Here is a 15,727-nt window from a genome sequence, read left to right as displayed (position 1 = left end):
CGGGGCGCGGTCGGTTCCGCCGCCTTGTCCGTTTGGTTTCGGCTAGGTTCCACAATGCCGGAAGCCGGGCATGTCATCCGCAATTGTACCGGACGCGGACGGCCGGCCGGTCGAGGAGACGGGAACGATGGATGCTTTTCACTGGATTGTCGTTCCGATATCGACGGTTCTCGGGCTTGCGATCGCCCGGATCCTGACGGCGTATGTCCACGCCTTCAAAGCTCGCGGCCGCCTGCGCTTCGACTGGCTTCCGCTCGCCGTCGCCGGCGCCGTTCTCGGCGAAGGACTTCAGTTCTGGTGGGCGCTGCTCGAACTCTCCGTCCTGAAGAGCTGGTCGCTGGCGGCGTTCACCCTGCTGATCGGTATGGTGATGACGCTGTTCACCGCGGCGGCTCTCATCGTGCCGGCGGAGAGCGATCACGACATGCGCGCGGCCTTCGAGCGGGATGGGCGCTGGGCGCTGCTGGCGCTGGCCGGTTTCCACCTCTCGGCGATACTGGCCAATGCCTGGCTCTGGCACGCACCGCTTCTGTCGACGACCCAAATGCTGATCGCGGTGCTGGTCGTGCTGTGCGTAGTCGGCAGCGTGACCCGGCGGCGTCGCTGGCAGGAGGGTGCGCTGGCGCTCTACCTGCTGCTGACCGTCATCGACACCTTCGTGGCGTCGCTCGCGGCCTATTAGGGCGCGCTGGTCAGGGGGGCGGCTCCTACACCCGTCAATACAAGAACGCCGCCCGAAAGGGCGGCGTTCTCATTCGATCAAGCCGGAAAGCAGCCGATCACGCCGCCTTCTTCTCTTCGTCGGCAGCCCACTTACCCAGCGCGGCGAGGTAGTTCATCTTGGCGCGGTGGGTGAAGGCGGCCTGGCCGGCGCCCCAGTTCTCCGGCTTGCCGGACCACGCCTTCTGCGGTGCCGCCTGCAGCGCGCGGCCATAGGAGAAGGTGAGGTTCCACGGCAGGTTGCCGATCTTGATCATCGCATCGAGATGGCCGGTCGCCGCCTCGTCCGACTGGCCGCCGGAGAGGAAGGCGATGCCCGGCACCGCCGACGGCACGCAGTTCTTCAGCACGCGCACGGTCTTCTCGGCGACCTGCTCATAGGAGACCTGCTTGGGCGACTTCATGCCCGGCACGATCATGTTCGGCTTCAGCACCATGCCCTCGAGGCGGATGCGGGCATAGAACAGCTGCTGGAAGACTTCCTTCAGCACCCATTCGGTGACGTCGTAGCAGCGGTCGATGTCGTGGTCGCCGTCCATCAGCACTTCCGGCTCGACGATCGGCACGATGTTGGCTTCCTGGCACAGCGCCGCATAGCGGGCCAGCGCCTGGGCATTGGCGATCAGCGAGGTGTAGCTGGGGATGCCGGCGCCGATATCGATCACCGCGCGCCACTTCGCGAAGCGGGCGCCGAGGTCGTAATATTCCTTCAGCCGGCCGCCGAGGCCGTCGAGGCCTTCGGTGATGGTCTCGCCCGGGGCGCCCGGCTGCGGCTTGGCGCCGGCGTCGACCTTGATGCCGGGAATGGAGTCGGCCTTCTGGATCAGCTCGACCAGCGGCGTGCCGTCTTTGGCCTTCTGCCGGATGGTCTCGTCGAACAGGATGACGCCGGAGATGTACTTGGTCATCGCCTCGTCGGAGCGGAACAGCATCTCGCGATAGTCGCGGCGGTTGTCGAAGGTGGATTCGACCCCGATGGCGTCGAAACGCTTCTTGATGGTGCTGGAGCTTTCGTCCGCGGCCAGGATGCCCTTGCCGCCCGCACACATTTTATACGCTACCTCGTCGAGGCTGGTCGTCATTCGTCTGTCTCCCGCAAAACGAACCGATGAAAATAATCGCCGACCGAAACCCGCGCGGCCGATCGGCGACGGTTATAGCATCGGCATCCGGCCTGTCCGCGCCATGTCGCGCGCGACCGACTGCCGATGCGGCAGTTGGAGCAGGTTCCGCAAGGTTGAATGCTCCTTGCGACGCGAACCCGCTCCAGCATTCTGAAACCAGGCCACCTTCTTGTCGATCAACGGCGTCGACGGGGCGGCTCTGGCCAAGCGTCGGGCCGGATGATGCCATCCGGCCTGAAAAATACGATCAAACAATGCGTTGGCACAGCCGGCGCCAACGAGATTCCGCATCAGCGGCGCAGGGCCTCGACGCCCGGCAGCGGCTTGCCTTCCAGCCATTCCAGAAAGGCGCCGCCAGCCGTCGAGACATAGGTGAAGCCGTCGGCGGCGCCGGCATGGTTGAGCGCCGCCACGGTGTCGCCGCCGCCGGCGACCGAGAGCAGCTTGCCCTCGCCGGTCAGCTCCGCCGCCGCCTTGGCCACCGCCACCGTCGCGGCGTCGAAGGGCGGCAGCTCGAAGGCGCCGAACGGGCCGTTCCACACCACCGTCTTCGCCGTCTTCAGCTTGGCGACGACATGGGCGATCGAGGCCGGGCCGGCATCGAGGATCATCTCGTCGGCGCCGACGCCGTCCACCGCGACGGTGCGGTTGTCGGCATGCGCCTTGAATTCCTTCGCCACCACCGCATCGACCGGCAGCACGATCTCGCAGCCGGCGGCGGCCGCCTTCTCGACGATCTCGCGGGCGGTGCCGGCCAGATCGTGCTCGCACAGTGATTTGCCGACATCCTTGCCCTGCGCCGCCAGGAAGGTGTTGGCCATGCCGCCGCCGATCACCAGAAGGTCGACCTTGGCGACGAGATTGCCCAGCAGCTCCAGCTTCGACGACACCTTGGCGCCGCCGACCACCGCCATCACCGGGCGCTCGGGGGCTTCCAGCGCCTTGGCCAGCGCCTCGATCTCCACCTGCATGCAGCGCCCGGCATAGGCGGGCAAATGATGGGCGAGGCCTTCGGTGGAGGCGTGGGCGCGGTGGGCGGTGGCGAAGGCGTCATTGACATAGAGATCGCCGAGCGCGGCCAGCGCCGCCACGAAATCCGGGTCGTTCTTTTCCTCGCGCGGGTCGAAGCGGGTGTTCTCCAAGAGCAGCACCTCGCCGGGCTGCAGCTTGGCGACCGCTTCCTCGGCCACCGCGCCGATGGTGGCGGGTGCGAAGGCCACCGGCTTGCCGAGGCGGGACGCCACCTCGCCGGCGATCGGCGCCAGCGACAGCTTGGGGTCGACGCCCTTCGGCCGGCCGAAATGGGCGAGCAGGATCACCTTGCCGCCCTTGTCGGCGATCTCGCTTATGGTCGGCAGCACCGCCTGGATGCGGGTGTCGTCGGTGACACGGCCGGCATCCATCGGCACGTTGAGGTCGACACGCACCAGCACGCGCTTGCCCGCCACATCGGCGTCGTCGAGGGTGCGGAAGGCGGAGGGAGTGGCGCTGGAAACAGCGGTCATTGGCGTTGCCTCTCGGCTCTGGCGCTTCGGCCGGTTATCGTTTCCCGGCATGGCCGGGGATGTGCTGCCGCGGGAACCTGTCGGGTCCAGGCAGCCGGCAGGCGCAATCCGCCCGCCAAAACGAAACGGCCGGGCGTCTCGCGAGGCCCGGCCGTTTGGGATCAGATCAGCTTGCCGAGGGCGACCGCCGTGTCGGACATGCGGTTCGAGAAGCCCCACTCATTGTCGTACCAGGACAGCACCCGCACGAAATTGCCTTCCAGCACCTTGGTCTGGTCGAGGTGGAAGATCGAGGAGTGTGGGTCGTGGTTGAAGTCGGAGGAGACGTTGGGCTGGTCGGTGTAGCCGAGGATGCCCTTGAGCGGACCGTCGGCGGCGGCCTTGATCGCCGCGTTGATCTCGTCCTTGGTCACGCTCTTCTTGGCGACGAACTTGAAGTCGACCACCGAGACGTTCGGCGTCGGCACGCGGATCGAGGTGCCGTCGAGCTTGCCGGCGAGGTCGGGCAGCACCAGGCCCACCGCCTTGGCGGCGCCGGTGGTGGTCGGGATCATCGACAGCGCCGCGGCGCGGGCGCGGTAGAGATCCTTGTGCATGGTGTCGAGCGTCGGCTGGTCGCCGGTATAGGAATGGATGGTGGTCATGAAGCCGTGGTCGATGCCCACCGCGTCGTTGAGCACCTTGGCGACCGGCGCCAGGCAGTTGGTGGTGCAGGAGGCGTTGGAGATGACCAGGTGGTCCTTGGTCAGCTTGTCGTGGTTGACGCCATAGACCACGGTGAGGTCGGCGCCATCGGCCGGGGCCGAGACCACCACGCGCTTGGCGCCGGCGGTCAGATGCGCGGCGGCCTTGTCGCGGGCGGTGAAGATGCCGGTGCATTCCAGCGCCACCTCGACGCCGAGCGCGGCGTGCGGCAGCTCGGCCGGGTTGCGCACGGCGGTGACCTTGATCGGCTTGCCGCCGCCCACCGTGATGGTGTCGCCGTCGACCTTCACCTCGGCGGGGAAGCGGCCATGGATGCTGTCGAAACGCAGAAGGTGGGCATTGGTCTCGACCGGGCCGAGATCGTTGATGGCGACCACTTCGATATCGGTGCGACCCGATTCGATGATGGCGCGCAGCACGTTGCGGCCGATCCGTCCGAAGCCGTTAATGGCAACCTTGAGCGTCATGCGTCTTCCCCCGAGTGATTACTTCCTGTCCGGTACAAGCACCAAGGCTCATAGCGCGCCCAACCTTACGACACCAGCCGCCTGTTCGGTCGATATGGCGTCAGCGCAGGGCTCGGAGCCACAGCATGCGTCAAAGTCATGACTTCACTCATGACTTTGACGTGCGGCGAATCGTCGATCCGAAAGTTCAGCTCTTCTTCAGTCGGCTTTTGGCGGTGGCGGCGACGTTCTCGGCGGTGATGCCGAAATGCGCGAACACCTTGCCGGCGGGGCCGGAGGCGCCGAAGCCGGTCATGCCGACAAAGGCGGCGTCGGAGCCGACCACCGCGTCCCAGCCCTGGCGGATCGCCGCCTCGACCGCCACCTTCACCGGCGCGGTGCCCACCACCTGGCGGCGGCTTTCTTCCGGCTGGTTGGCGAACAGTTCGAAGCTCGGCACCGAGACCACGCGGGTCGGGATGCCCTCGGCCTCGAGGATGTCGCGGGCGGCAGCGCAGAGCGAGACCTCGGAGCCGGAGGCGAACAGCGACACCTGTGCATTGTCGGACGCCGGCACGATCTCGTAGGCCCCCTTCGCGGTCAGGCAGCGCGTGTTGGGATCGGTGCGCATCAGCGGCAGGTTCTGGCGGGTGAGCGCCAGCACGGTCGGCCCGGTCTTGTGCTCGAGGGCGAGCTTCCAGGCTTCCGCCGTCTCCACCGTGTCGCAGGGGCGGAACACGGTGAGGTTGGGGATGGCGCGCAGCGCGGCGATCTGCTCGACCGGCTGGTGGGTCGGGCCGTCCTCGCCGACGCCGATCGAATCGTGGGTGAACACGTAGACGACGCGGATGCCCATCAGCGCCGCGAGGCGGATCGAGGGGCGGCAATAGTCGGAGAACACCAGGAAGGTGCCGGCATAGGGAATGAAGCCGCCATGCAGGGCGATGCCGTTCATCGCCGCCGCCATGCCGTGCTCGCGGATGCCGTAATTGATGTAGCGGCCGTCATATTTCGGCGGCTCGACATAGACCGAGGTGGCCTTGGTCTTGGTGTTGTTGGAGTGGGTGAGGTCGGCCGAGCCGCCCACCATTTCCGGCAGCGCCGCGGTCAGCGCCTCCAGCACGGTCTCGGAGGACTTGCGGGTGGCGACCGGGTTCTTGTCGGCATGCGCCCTGGTGACGATGGCCGCATTCACCTCGGCGAACTTGGACGGCAGCTCGCCGCGCACGCGGCGCTCGAACTCGCCGCGCAGCTCGTGGTCGGCGGCCTTCAGCCGCTCGCTCCAGCTCTTGTGCGCCTGGCGCGAGCGCAGGCCGGCAAGGCGCCAGGCGTCGAGCACGTCGGTCGGCACTTCGAAGGCCGGGTATTCCCAGCCCAGCGCCGTGCGGGCGGCGGCGAGTTCGTCGGCGCCCAGCGGCGCGCCATGCACGCCATTGGTGCCCTGCTTGGTGGGCGCGCCGAAGCCGATGGTGGTGCGACAGGCGATCAGGGTCGGCTTGTCGGAGGTCTTGGCGCGCTCCAGCGCGGCGAGGATGGCGTCCGGGTCATGGCCGTCGACGCGGGTGGCGTTCCAGCCGGAGGCCTCGAAGCGGGCGAGCTGGTCGGTGGCGACCGACAGCGCGGTCGAGCCGTCGATGGTGATGTGGTTGTCGTCCCACAGCACGATCAGCTTGTTGAGCTTCTGGCGGCCGGCGAGCTCAATGGCTTCTTCCGAGATGCCTTCCATCAGGCAGCCGTCGCCGGCGATGACATAGGTGTGGTGGTCGACGAGATCGCCGCCGAACTGCGCCGCCAGCATGCGCTCGGCGAGCGCGAAGCCGACCGAGTTGGCGAGGCCCTGGCCGAGCGGGCCGGTGGTGGTCTCGACGCCGACCGTGTGGCCGTATTCCGGGTGGCCGGGGGTCTTGGAGCCGAGCTGGCGGAAGTTCTTGATGTCGTCGAGGCTCATGCCCTCATAGCCGGTGAGGTAGAGCAGCGAATAGATGAGCATCGAGCCGTGGCCGGCCGAAAGGATGAAGCGGTCGCGGTCCGGCCAGTGCGGGTCGGTGGGATCGAACTTCAGCACCTTGCCGAACAGCACGGTCGCGACATCGGCCATGCCCATGGGCATGCCGGGATGGCCGGAATTGGCGGCCTGGACGGCGTCCGCGGCGAGGAACCGGATGGCATTGGCCATGCGGTCGTGCTTTTCACGGTTCGGCATGAGGTCTGGTGACTCCCAAAGGGGGCGCGCATGCGCGCGTGCGTATCGGGTGCAGGGCGGCTGTTATGGCATGCCGCGCGGGGGCGGTCGCCGGCTTTCCGCATGCGGCCGCCCCGGTGGCGCCGGGGCCTGCCGCAGTGCGGCATGGACGGGCGCGAGTGATAGCATTACGGGTCATCCTGTCAAAGGGCGGAGCGGGCAAAGGATCGGCTTTCCCCGCCGGTTGACGCCTGGCGCGGGGCGGGACCAATCTAATCGAATCAAACCCTTTCCTTCCATGGAGCGAGCCAGAATGACCGACCCGGCCCCGGTGGACGCTGCTGCGCGGCGCTTCAACGCCGCCATGGAGGCGCTGGAGGCGGCGGTGGAGCGGCGGCTCGAGGTCGAGCGCCAGGAGGCGGCGCTCGCCGAGCAGGTCCATGTGCTCGGCGCCGACCGCTCCCGCCTCGCCGCCCAGCTCGACGGCGCGCAGGCGCAGGCCGAGCGGCTGATGGGGGCGAGCGACGATGTCGCCCGCCGGCTCGGCAGCGCCATGGAAACCATCCGCGCGGTGCTTGCCGCGCATGAGCGCTGAGGGCGTCCGCCATGGCCCATGTCACCGTCACCATTGCCGGGCGCGCCTATCGCATGGCCTGCGACGATGGCCAGGAGGAACACCTCTCCCGCCTCGGCCAGGAGGTGGATGCCCGCATCGACGACCTGCGCAAGGCGTTCGGCGAGATCGGCGACCAGCGGCTCAGCGTGATGGCGGCGATCACGCTGGCTGACGAACTCAGCGAGATGCGCCGCCGCCACCGCGCGCTGGAGCAGGAGTTGCAGGCTGAGCGGGTGCGCCTCGCCGTGGCGACGGAGCGGTCCGAGCTCGCCGAGCGCACGGTGTCGGACGCCTTCACCAAGGCCTCCGAGCGCATGGAGCGCCTTGCCCGCGAGCTCGGCACCAGCCCGTCTTCGGATGTCGGCATGGGGTGAGGGCCGTCGGCTTGTCCGCGGTCCTTGCCGCCGGGCGCGGGGGCCCTGCCCGGACAATGGCGGCGCGGCGCGTGCGGCCCGCCGCACTTGACGTTGCCGCCCGCGACGGGCACAGGAACGGAATATTCGCGTCACGCCCGCCCAAATCTGCCGCGCGAAGGCGCCCGTCGCCCGCCGCGCGCCTCGTCTCCAGCCGGAACCGTCCGATGATCCGCTCCCCGCTCATGACCGTCATGGTCGCTGCCGTGCGCAAGGCCGGCCGCTCCCTCGTCCGCGATTTCGGCGAGGTCGAGAACCTGCAGGTCTCGCTGAAGGGGCCGGCCAATTTCGTCTCCAACGCCGACCGCAAGGCCGAGCGCATCCTGCACGAGGAGCTCTCCAAGGCCCGCCCGAGCTTCGGCTTCGTCATGGAGGAGAGCGGCGAGCGCGAGGGCACTGACGAATCGCACCGCTGGATCGTCGATCCGCTCGACGGCACCACCAATTTCCTGCACGGAATCCCGCTGTTCTGCGTGTCGCTGGCGCTGGTGCGCGACGGCGTGCCGGTGGCGGGCGTCATCTTCAACCCGATCACCGACGAGCTGTTCATCGCCGAGAAGGGCGCCGGCGCCTTCATGAACGACCGGCGTATCCGCATCGCCGCCCGCCGGGCGCTGGCCGACAGCGTCATCTGCTGCGGCATGCCGCATATGGGCCGCGGCGACCTCGCCGGCTTCGGGCGCGAATATGCCGCGCTGGCCCCGCGGGTCGCCGGCCTGCGCCGCACCGGCACCGCGGCGCTCGATCTCGCCTGGGTGGCGGCCGGGCGCTTCGACGGCTTCTGGGAGCGCAACCTCTCGGCCTGGGACATGGCGGCCGGCATCATCCTGGTGCGCGAGGCCGGCGGCTACGTCTCCGATCTCGATGACGGCGACAAGATGCTGACCAAGGGCGACATCATCGCCGGCAATGACGGCATCCGCCGCGATCTTCTCGCCGTGCTGCGCAAGGCCTGAGAAATCCGCGCATATTCCTCGGAATTCCTTTGGGGCGCGTTCCATTTCGAACGCGCTGTGGCATAGTCCGGCCTTGATTTCGGCGGCCGCCTTGCCCTGCGTGCCGCCGCGCGCAGGAGACGGCCACCGGCAATGGACGCGAACGACCCCTTTCTCAAGCTGTCTTCGCCCCGCATCTTCCTGGTGCGGATGTTCGTGTTCCTTCTGCTCTGCGCGGCGCTGGCCTCGGTGCTGCACGAGCCGATCTGGCGCGCCTTCCTGTACAATCCGGGGCTGAACGGCGTCATCTTCGGCGTGCTCGCCATCGGCATTCTCTTCGCCTTCCGCCAGGTGTTCCGGCTGCTGCCCGAAGTCGACTGGGTGAACTCGTTCCGGCTGGTCGATCCCGGGCTCGAGGTGCGGCGCAATCCGGTGCTGCTGGCGCCGATGGCGGCACTGCTGGGCGACCGCGTCGGCCGCATGGCGATCTCGCAGATGACCATGCGCAGCATCATGGAATCGATCGGCACCCGCCTCGACGAGGGCCGCGACCTGTTGCGCTACCTCACCGGGCTGCTGGTTTTCCTCGGCCTGCTCGGCACCTTCTGGGGCCTGATCGAGACGGTGAGCTCGATCGGCGGGGTGATCTCCTCGCTCGATGTCGGGCCGAATTCCGGCTCGGTGTTCGATGCGATGAAGACCGGGCTCGCCGCGCCGCTCTCCGGCATGGGCATTTCGTTCTCGTCCTCGCTGTTCGGCCTCGCCGGCTCGCTGGTGCTCGGCTTTCTCGATCTGCAGGCCGGGCAGGCGCAGAACCGCTTCTACACCGACCTCGAGGACTGGCTCGCCACCACGGTGGACGATCTCGGCATCGAGAAGGTGAAGCCGGTCCCGGCGCCGATCCCCGCCGTGGTGCCGCTGGCCGGCCCGGTCGGCTCCGTCGGCCCGGTGCCGCTGCCGCCGCCTTCGGCCTTCCTGCCGCAGGGCAATCTTACCCAGCTCGACCTCACCCAGCTGACCGATGCGATCGGCCGTCTCGACCGCACCATGACCGAGGCCGGCTCGCAGCGCGTCACCACCGCCATGGCGCATCTCGCCGAGAGCCTTCAGGGCCTGGTGCAGCATATGCGCTCGGAACAGCAGATGGTGCGCGACTGGGTGGAGGCGCAGGCCGAGCAACAGAAGGATATCAAGAAGCTGCTCGAACGTATCGCCCGCGAGAGCGACCGCGAGCGGGCTTAAGGGGAGCGGGCAGATGGCGCTGGGACGCTCCCGCGGTCGCGAACGGACGATCGATTACTGGCCCGGCTTCGTCGACGCGCTGTCGACGCTGCTCATGGTGTTCATCTTCCTGCTCTCGGTCTTCGTGCTGGCGCAGTTCTTCCTCACCCAGGAAATCTCCGGCCGCGACGACGCACTCTCGCGGCTGCAGGCGCAGATCCGCGCGCTCACCGACCAACTGGCGCTGGAGCGCGCCGGCCAGGATGAATCCTCCACCGAGATCGGCAATCTGCGCGCCAGCCTGTCGGCGCTCGAAAAGGAGCGCTCGGACCTGCTCGACGCCGTCGATGCGGCGGCCACCGCGCCCGCCGACCTCTCCGCCGCGCAGGGCCAGAATGCCGAGCTCAGTCGCCAGCTCTCCCAGCAGAAGGACGCGACCGCCGACGCCGCCCAGCAGATCGCGCTGCTCAACCAGCAGATCGCCGCGCTGCGCCGGCAGGTGGGCGCGATGGAGGAAGCGCTGAGCATCGCCGAGAAGAAGGACAGCGAGAGCCAGACGCGCCTCTCGGATCTCGGCCGCCGGCTGAACCTCGCCCTCGCCCAGCGGGTGCAGGAGCTCACCCGCTACCGCTCGGAATTCTTCGGTCGGCTGAACGCCATCCTCGGCAGCCGGCCGGGCATCCGCGTGGTCGGCGACCGCTTCGTGTTCCAGTCGGAAATCTTCTTCGACCGCGCCGCCTCGTCGCTGCGCCCGGAATCGATGCCGGCGCTGGACCAGATCGCCGCGGCGCTGATCCAGCTGGAGAAGGAGATTCCCTCCGATATCGCCTGGGTGCTGCGCGTCGACGGCCATACCGACGACCGGCCGATCCAGACGCCGCAATTTCCTTCCAACTGGGAATTGTCGGCGGCGCGCGCCATCGCGGTGGTGCAGTATCTGGCCGGCAAGGGCGTGGCGCCGGTGCATCTGGTCGCCGCCGGCTTCGGCGAATACCAGCCGATCGACACCGCCGACAGCGACGAGGCCCGCAACCGCAACCGCCGCATCGAGCTTAAGCTCACCGAGCGATGAGGAGCGGGCGCCGACATGTGGGCTCCGAGATGCCGGCAATGAAACCCGAGTGCTGAGATGATCCCTCCCGGCGCGCCGCTGTTGCGTTCTTTCGGCTGGGAGCAGATGCCGGCGATCGCCAATCTCTGGGTCGAGAGCTGGCAGGAGGCGATGCCGGAGATCGATTTCGAGGCGCGGCGCGGCTGGCTGTGCCACCGCATCGGCCAATTGGTGGAGGGCGGCGTGCGGGTGGAGACGGCGGTGGACGCCGCCGGCCGGGTGCTGGGCTTCGTCACCATCGATCCGTCGAGCGGCTATGTCGACCAGCTGGTGGTGCATCCCGATCATTGGGGGCGCGGCATTGCGCGGACGCTGATCGATGCCGCCGCGGCGGTCTCGCCGGCCAGCCTCACCCTGGACGTGAACGAGGAAAACGACCGGGCGGTACGTTTCTACACCGCCGCCGGTTTCACCGTGACCGCGCGCGGCACCAACCCGACCTCCGGCCGGCCGACGCTGCGGATGCAGCGCAGATGAGGCTGCGGTCGACGGTGGTGGGCGTCGTCGTCACTCCGCCCATTCGAGGTCGGCGGTGAAGATGATGGTGAGCCAGCGGTCGGGATTGTCGGGGCCGATGGCGTTGCCGATCTCGTCGCGCAGGGCGTCCCATTCGCCGATGCGGCGCGCCGGTCCGTCGGCCGGCACGATGAAATAGAGCTCGATCTGCTGCGCCCGCCCGACTTTCGCGACATAGGCGCGAAAGGAGAGGAAGCCGTGCGTGCGCACGGCGTCATGGGCCACCGCATCGACATGCGCCTTCAGCTCCGGCGGCGTGACCAGCAGGATGTCGGCGAGAGCCTGCTTTACGGTGCGCACCGGCAGCGGAATGATGATCAGGCACACCAGCGCCAGCACCGCCGGATCGACATAAGGCGCTACCCAGCCATAGGCGGTGCCTTCGATCGCGGCGCCGATGCAGAAGGCCAACAGCAGCGCCAGGGTGATGCTGGCCGACATGATCCAGGCGCGCGCGTCGAGGGCGATGAAGTCCGAGCGGATGCGGCGATTGGCACGCATCTCCAGAGCCGCCGCAATGGTGCAGGCGCTCAGGGTGATCACCGCATAGAGGATGGCGAGATCGAATGCGAGCGGGCGTCCGCCGTCCAGGATCAGGCTTACCGCGTTGAAGAACGCATAGGCCGATACGCCGATGAGCAGCACGCCGTTGAGCCCGAGCGCCATCGGTTCGAGATGCCAGAAGCCGAACGTGAACCGCTCGCGCAGCCGCCGCGTGGCGGAGGTGATGTGGGTGTAGCTGTGGATCAGCCGCACCACGGCCAGCGCCAGCAGGCTCATGCCGGCGTCGATCAGCGAATAGGCGCCGTCGAACAGGATGGAGAACGAGCCGGAGAGCAGCCCGAAGCCGATACCGAAGGCGGCGATCAGCATGGTGATGGCGATCGAGGTGCGCAGCACGCCGCTTTCGTCGCCGAGATGGAAGATCGTCCCCAGAGATCGCATGCTCGCTCCCGTCCGGTGGTATCCTCCTCAGATCGGCGAGGCCTCGGCCATTTGCGGGGCCGCCGGCCCGTTGTCGCCGAATTGCAGCGCCGCCAGCCGCGCATAGAGGCCGCCCTTGGCCACCAGTTCGGCGTGCCGGCCTTCCTCGACGATCCGGCCGTGCTCCATCACCAGGATGCGGTCGGCCGAGAGCACGGTCGCCAGCCGATGCGCGATCACCAGCGTGGTCCGCCCCTGCATCGAGCGGTCGAGCGCCTGCTGCACCAGGGTCTCGCTTTCGGCGTCCAGCGCCGAGGTGGCCTCGTCGAGCAGCAGGATCGGCGCCTTGCGCAGGATGGCGCGGGCGATGGCGATGCGCTGGCGTTGGCCGCCGGACAGCGTCACCCCGCGCTCGCCGACCATGGCCTCCCAGCGCTCCGGCAGCCGCTCGACGAATTCGTCGGCGGCGGCAAGCCGCCCGGCTTCCTCCACCTCGGCGTCGCTGGCCTCCGGCCGGCCGAGGCGGATATTGTCGCGGATCGAGGCGGCGAAGATGGCGACGTCCTGCGGCACCAGCGCGAGGCGGGCGCGCACCGCGCGCGGGTCGGCGGCGGCGATGTCGATGCCGTCCACCTCGATGCGGCCGATCGAGGGATCGTAGAAGCGCAGCAGCAGCTGGAACAGCGTGCTCTTGCCGCCGCCGGAGGGGCCGACGAACGCTATCCGCTCGCCCGGCTTCACCGTGAAGGAGACGCCGCACAGCGCCGGGATGTCCGGTCGCGTCGGATAGGCGAAGCCGACGCCGTCGAAGCGCACCGCGCCGGCCGGCGGCGACGGCAGGGCGAGCGGCGCGGCCGGCGTGGCGACCTTCGGTTCCTCGGCGATGAGCTCGGCGATGCGCTCGGTGGCGCCGGCGGCCTGCGAGACCTCGCCCCACACCTCGCCGAGCTGGCCGAGCCCGCTCGCCGCCAGCACCGCATAGAGCACGAACTGGCCGAGCGTGCCGGCGCTCATCGAGCCGGAGAGCACCGCATTGGCGCCGGCCCAGAGAATGCCGACGATGGAGGCGAAGATCAGGAAGATGGCGACGCCGGTGAGCAGAGCGCGGGCGCGGATGGCGTCGCGCGCGGCGCCGAAGGCGTGCTCGACGGCGCCGTCGAAGCGGCCCTTGGCGGCGTCCTCGGCGGTGTTGGCCTGCAAAGTGCGCATGGCGCCGACCGCCTCGGTGGCATAGGCGGAGGCGCCGGCGAGCGTGTCCTGTGCCTCGCGCGAACGCTTGCGCACCCCGCGCCCGGAGCCGATCAGCACCACCACGATCGCCGGGATCAAGACCAGCAGGATCACCGACAGCCACGGGCTGGTGATCACCATCATGATCGCCGCGCCGATGAACAGCACGATGTTGCGCAGCGCGACGGAGGCCGAGGCGCCGACGGCGGATTTGATCTGGGTGGTGTCGGCGGTCAGCCGCGAGACGATCTCGCCGGCGCGGGCGTGGTCGTAGAAGGCGCCGTCGAGCTTCAGCAGATGCGCGAACACCTCGGCGCGCAGGTCGGCGACGATGCGCTCGCCGAGCGTCATGACCAGGTAGTAGCGAAACGCCGAGGCTGCCGCGAGCACGCCGACGACGCCGATCATGACGAGGAAATACTGGCGGATATAGCCGGCATGGTCGGCGTCGAAGCCGAAGTCGATCATCCGCCGCACCGCGATCGGCACCACCAGCGTCGCCAGCGCGGCGACGACGAGGGCGACGAGGGCGGCGCCCGCCCGCCCCTTGTAGCGCCTCACATGCGGCCACAGCGCCCTGAGCGGGGAGAGGTCGGCGCGTCCGCGGCGGGAAGCGGGGGGGACGCTCGTGTGATCGACTTGTGTCACGCTCAGGTCTCGGTTATAGACCCGCACGGATTTCCGGCAGGATCGTTTTGAAGATCGCCGCGTGGCTCCCGAAAAGGGGCCGCCCCGCGGTGGCGAGGATGCAACCCATGAAGAGCAACATCCATCCCGACTACCACTTCGTCAAAGTGGTGATGACGGACGGCACCGAGTACACGACCCGGACGACCTGGGGCAAGGAGGGTGACACCCTCCAGCTCGACATCGACCCCAAGGTTCACCCGGCCTGGACCGGCGGTTCGCAGCAGCTGCTCGATCGCGGCGGCCGCGTGTCGAAGTTCCAGAAGAAGTTCGCCGGCTTCCTCAAGGCCTGATTTGGCCCCGGCAGCCGTCGCGCTTCGCGACTGTTGATAAGCAAAACCCCCGTGCCGCGCACGGGGGTTTTCTTTTGCCGTCATGGCTTTAGGCAATCGGGCGTCCGCCGGGCGGGCGGCATGTCCCGCGCGGCAAGGCTTTGCCGGGGCAGTGGCGAGGCGCGTCACGGGCGTTCGAAGGCGGAACGCAGCCGGCCGATCTGGCCGGCCACCGCATTGATCGGGCGTTCGGCCGGCCGGCGCGCCCGCAGCGCCGCGTCGAGCTGCCGCACCCGCCGCTCGAGGTCGAGGCTGCGGAGGATCAGCGCCGCCAGCGGCGCCGGTAGCCGGTCCTCCGTCTCGGGCGCCGGCGCGTCGGCGCCGAGCTCGACCTTGTCGGCCTCGCGGCGCGCCGTTTCGGCGCTCATGTCGCCCTCGGCCACCGCCTTTTGCAGCAGCAGCCAGGAGGTGAGGTTCATCAGCCGCGTCGTCAGCCTGCGGCTCGCCTCGGCATAGGCGGCGCGCGCGCGGCGCTCCAGCGCGGCGGCATCGGCGCGGCCGGGACCGTCGAGATAGTCGGCGCTCTCGTCGATCAGCGCGATGCCCTCGGCGAACAGCGCCGCGAAGGCGGGGGAGGCGACCCGCCGCTCGGCAAGGCTCACCAGCCGGTCATCGGCCAGGGCAGGGGGAGGGGAGGCGCTCGCCGGCAGCGCGGGCGCCGGGCCGTCCAGACGCGCCGGGCCACCGAGACGTGCCGGGCCGTCGAGACATGCCGGGCCGTCGAGGGGCATGTCGGTATCCGACCCGCCGAAACCCCGTCCGTTTGGCGTCCGCTTCGCCATGTGCACCACTCCGCGCGGTGCGACGGCTCCGCCGCACCCGATTCGCCCGCCCCGCCCGGCATCCCCGAGCATGATGTCGCGCGCGCCGGGCCGGCTGTCCAGTCGCGTGCGATGGACGGCGCCGATGTCCCCGCAACCCACCGCCGGCGGGAAGGGACAAAAAAGAGCCGCCCATGGGCGGCTCGATAGGTGAAGACAGGGAGGCGTCAAACAGAGTGACAGGTGCCACTCGCGTCCAGAAGCTGGACTATCCCCGATAATGCTTTGGAAAGCTTAAC

General features: G+C 68.8%; 15 protein-coding genes. 8 read left to right on the top strand and 7 right to left on the bottom strand.

Features of this window, described 5'->3' with window-relative positions; translation table 11 throughout:
• The first annotated feature begins 127 nt into the window (after positions 1-127).
• Positions 128-682, top strand: coding sequence for a hypothetical protein (locus tag KHC24_RS09225; RefSeq protein WP_213362914.1), 555 nt, complete (start codon positions 128-130; stop codon positions 680-682).
• Between the two features lie 97 nt (positions 683-779).
• On the opposite strand, the gene KHC24_RS09220 is transcribed toward KHC24_RS09225, so the two are convergent.
• The 4 genes from KHC24_RS09220 to tkt form a co-directional block, all read right to left on the bottom strand.
• Positions 780-1,802 (bottom strand): class I fructose-bisphosphate aldolase, encoded by a 1,023-nt coding sequence (locus tag KHC24_RS09220; RefSeq protein WP_213362913.1) that lies wholly within the window; start codon positions 1,800-1,802, stop codon positions 780-782.
• 332 nt (positions 1,803-2,134) lie between these two features.
• A complete protein-coding gene (locus KHC24_RS09215; protein WP_213362912.1) occupies positions 2,135-3,349 on the bottom strand; it encodes a phosphoglycerate kinase in 1,215 nt (404 codons plus the stop codon).
• 161 nt (positions 3,350-3,510) lie between these two features.
• Complete coding sequence (gene gap / locus KHC24_RS09210; protein WP_213362911.1) at positions 3,511-4,521, bottom strand: type I glyceraldehyde-3-phosphate dehydrogenase; 1,011 nt, start codon at positions 4,519-4,521, stop codon at positions 3,511-3,513.
• Positions 4,522-4,708: 187 nt separating this feature from the next.
• Positions 4,709-6,703, bottom strand: coding sequence for a transketolase (gene tkt, locus KHC24_RS09205; protein WP_213362910.1), 1,995 nt, complete (start codon positions 6,701-6,703; stop codon positions 4,709-4,711).
• Between the two features lie 292 nt (positions 6,704-6,995).
• Here tkt and KHC24_RS09200 point away from each other — a divergent pair, with 292 nt between their 5' ends.
• The 6 genes from KHC24_RS09200 (at position 6,996) to KHC24_RS09175 (ending at position 11,455) form a co-directional block, all read left to right on the top strand.
• Positions 6,996-7,277, top strand: coding sequence for a DUF4164 domain-containing protein (locus KHC24_RS09200; RefSeq protein WP_246546431.1), 282 nt, complete (start codon positions 6,996-6,998; stop codon positions 7,275-7,277).
• 11 nt (positions 7,278-7,288) lie between these two features.
• Positions 7,289-7,672, top strand: a complete 384-nt coding sequence (locus tag KHC24_RS09195) for a cell division protein ZapA (RefSeq protein WP_213362908.1) — start codon at positions 7,289-7,291, stop codon at positions 7,670-7,672.
• Between the two features lie 206 nt (positions 7,673-7,878).
• Positions 7,879-8,667: an inositol monophosphatase family protein gene (locus tag KHC24_RS09190; RefSeq protein WP_213362907.1), complete on the top strand. Its 789-nt coding sequence runs from the start codon at positions 7,879-7,881 to the stop codon at positions 8,665-8,667.
• A gap of 132 nt (positions 8,668-8,799) precedes the next feature.
• Complete coding sequence (locus KHC24_RS09185; protein WP_213362906.1) at positions 8,800-9,888, top strand: MotA/TolQ/ExbB proton channel family protein; 1,089 nt, start codon at positions 8,800-8,802, stop codon at positions 9,886-9,888.
• 13 nt (positions 9,889-9,901) lie between these two features.
• On the top strand, positions 9,902-10,939 hold the full coding sequence (locus tag KHC24_RS09180; RefSeq protein WP_213362905.1) for a peptidoglycan -binding protein: 1,038 nt from the start codon (positions 9,902-9,904) through the stop codon (positions 10,937-10,939).
• 57 nt (positions 10,940-10,996) lie between these two features.
• A complete protein-coding gene (locus tag KHC24_RS09175) occupies positions 10,997-11,455 on the top strand; it encodes a GNAT family N-acetyltransferase (RefSeq protein WP_213362904.1) in 459 nt (152 codons plus the stop codon).
• A gap of 30 nt (positions 11,456-11,485) precedes the next feature.
• On the opposite strand, the gene KHC24_RS09170 is transcribed toward KHC24_RS09175, so the two are convergent.
• Together KHC24_RS09170 and KHC24_RS09165 are read right to left on the bottom strand one after the other, a co-directional pair.
• Entirely contained in the window at positions 11,486-12,439 is a 954-nt protein-coding gene (locus KHC24_RS09170) for a cation diffusion facilitator family transporter (protein ID WP_213362903.1), read from the bottom strand.
• 27 nt (positions 12,440-12,466) lie between these two features.
• On the bottom strand, positions 12,467-14,296 hold the full coding sequence (locus KHC24_RS09165; RefSeq protein WP_271180490.1) for an ABC transporter transmembrane domain-containing protein: 1,830 nt from the start codon (positions 14,294-14,296) through the stop codon (positions 12,467-12,469).
• Between the two features lie 107 nt (positions 14,297-14,403).
• On the opposite strand from KHC24_RS09165, the gene rpmE reads away from it, so the two are divergent.
• Positions 14,404-14,628, top strand: a complete 225-nt coding sequence (gene rpmE / locus KHC24_RS09160; protein ID WP_213362901.1) for a 50S ribosomal protein L31 — start codon at positions 14,404-14,406, stop codon at positions 14,626-14,628.
• 164 nt (positions 14,629-14,792) lie between these two features.
• On the opposite strand, the gene KHC24_RS09155 is transcribed toward rpmE, so the two are convergent.
• Positions 14,793-15,398, bottom strand: coding sequence for a DUF1465 family protein (locus tag KHC24_RS09155; RefSeq protein ID WP_213362900.1), 606 nt, complete (start codon positions 15,396-15,398; stop codon positions 14,793-14,795).
• Positions 15,399-15,727 lie beyond the last annotated feature (329 nt).

The organism is Ancylobacter defluvii, from assembly GCF_018390605.1.
Taxonomy (GTDB): Bacteria; Pseudomonadota; Alphaproteobacteria; order Rhizobiales; family Xanthobacteraceae; genus Ancylobacter; species Ancylobacter defluvii.
The sequence above is the reverse complement of the archived record's forward strand: the minus strand, read 5'-3'. Positions and strand labels throughout refer to the sequence as shown.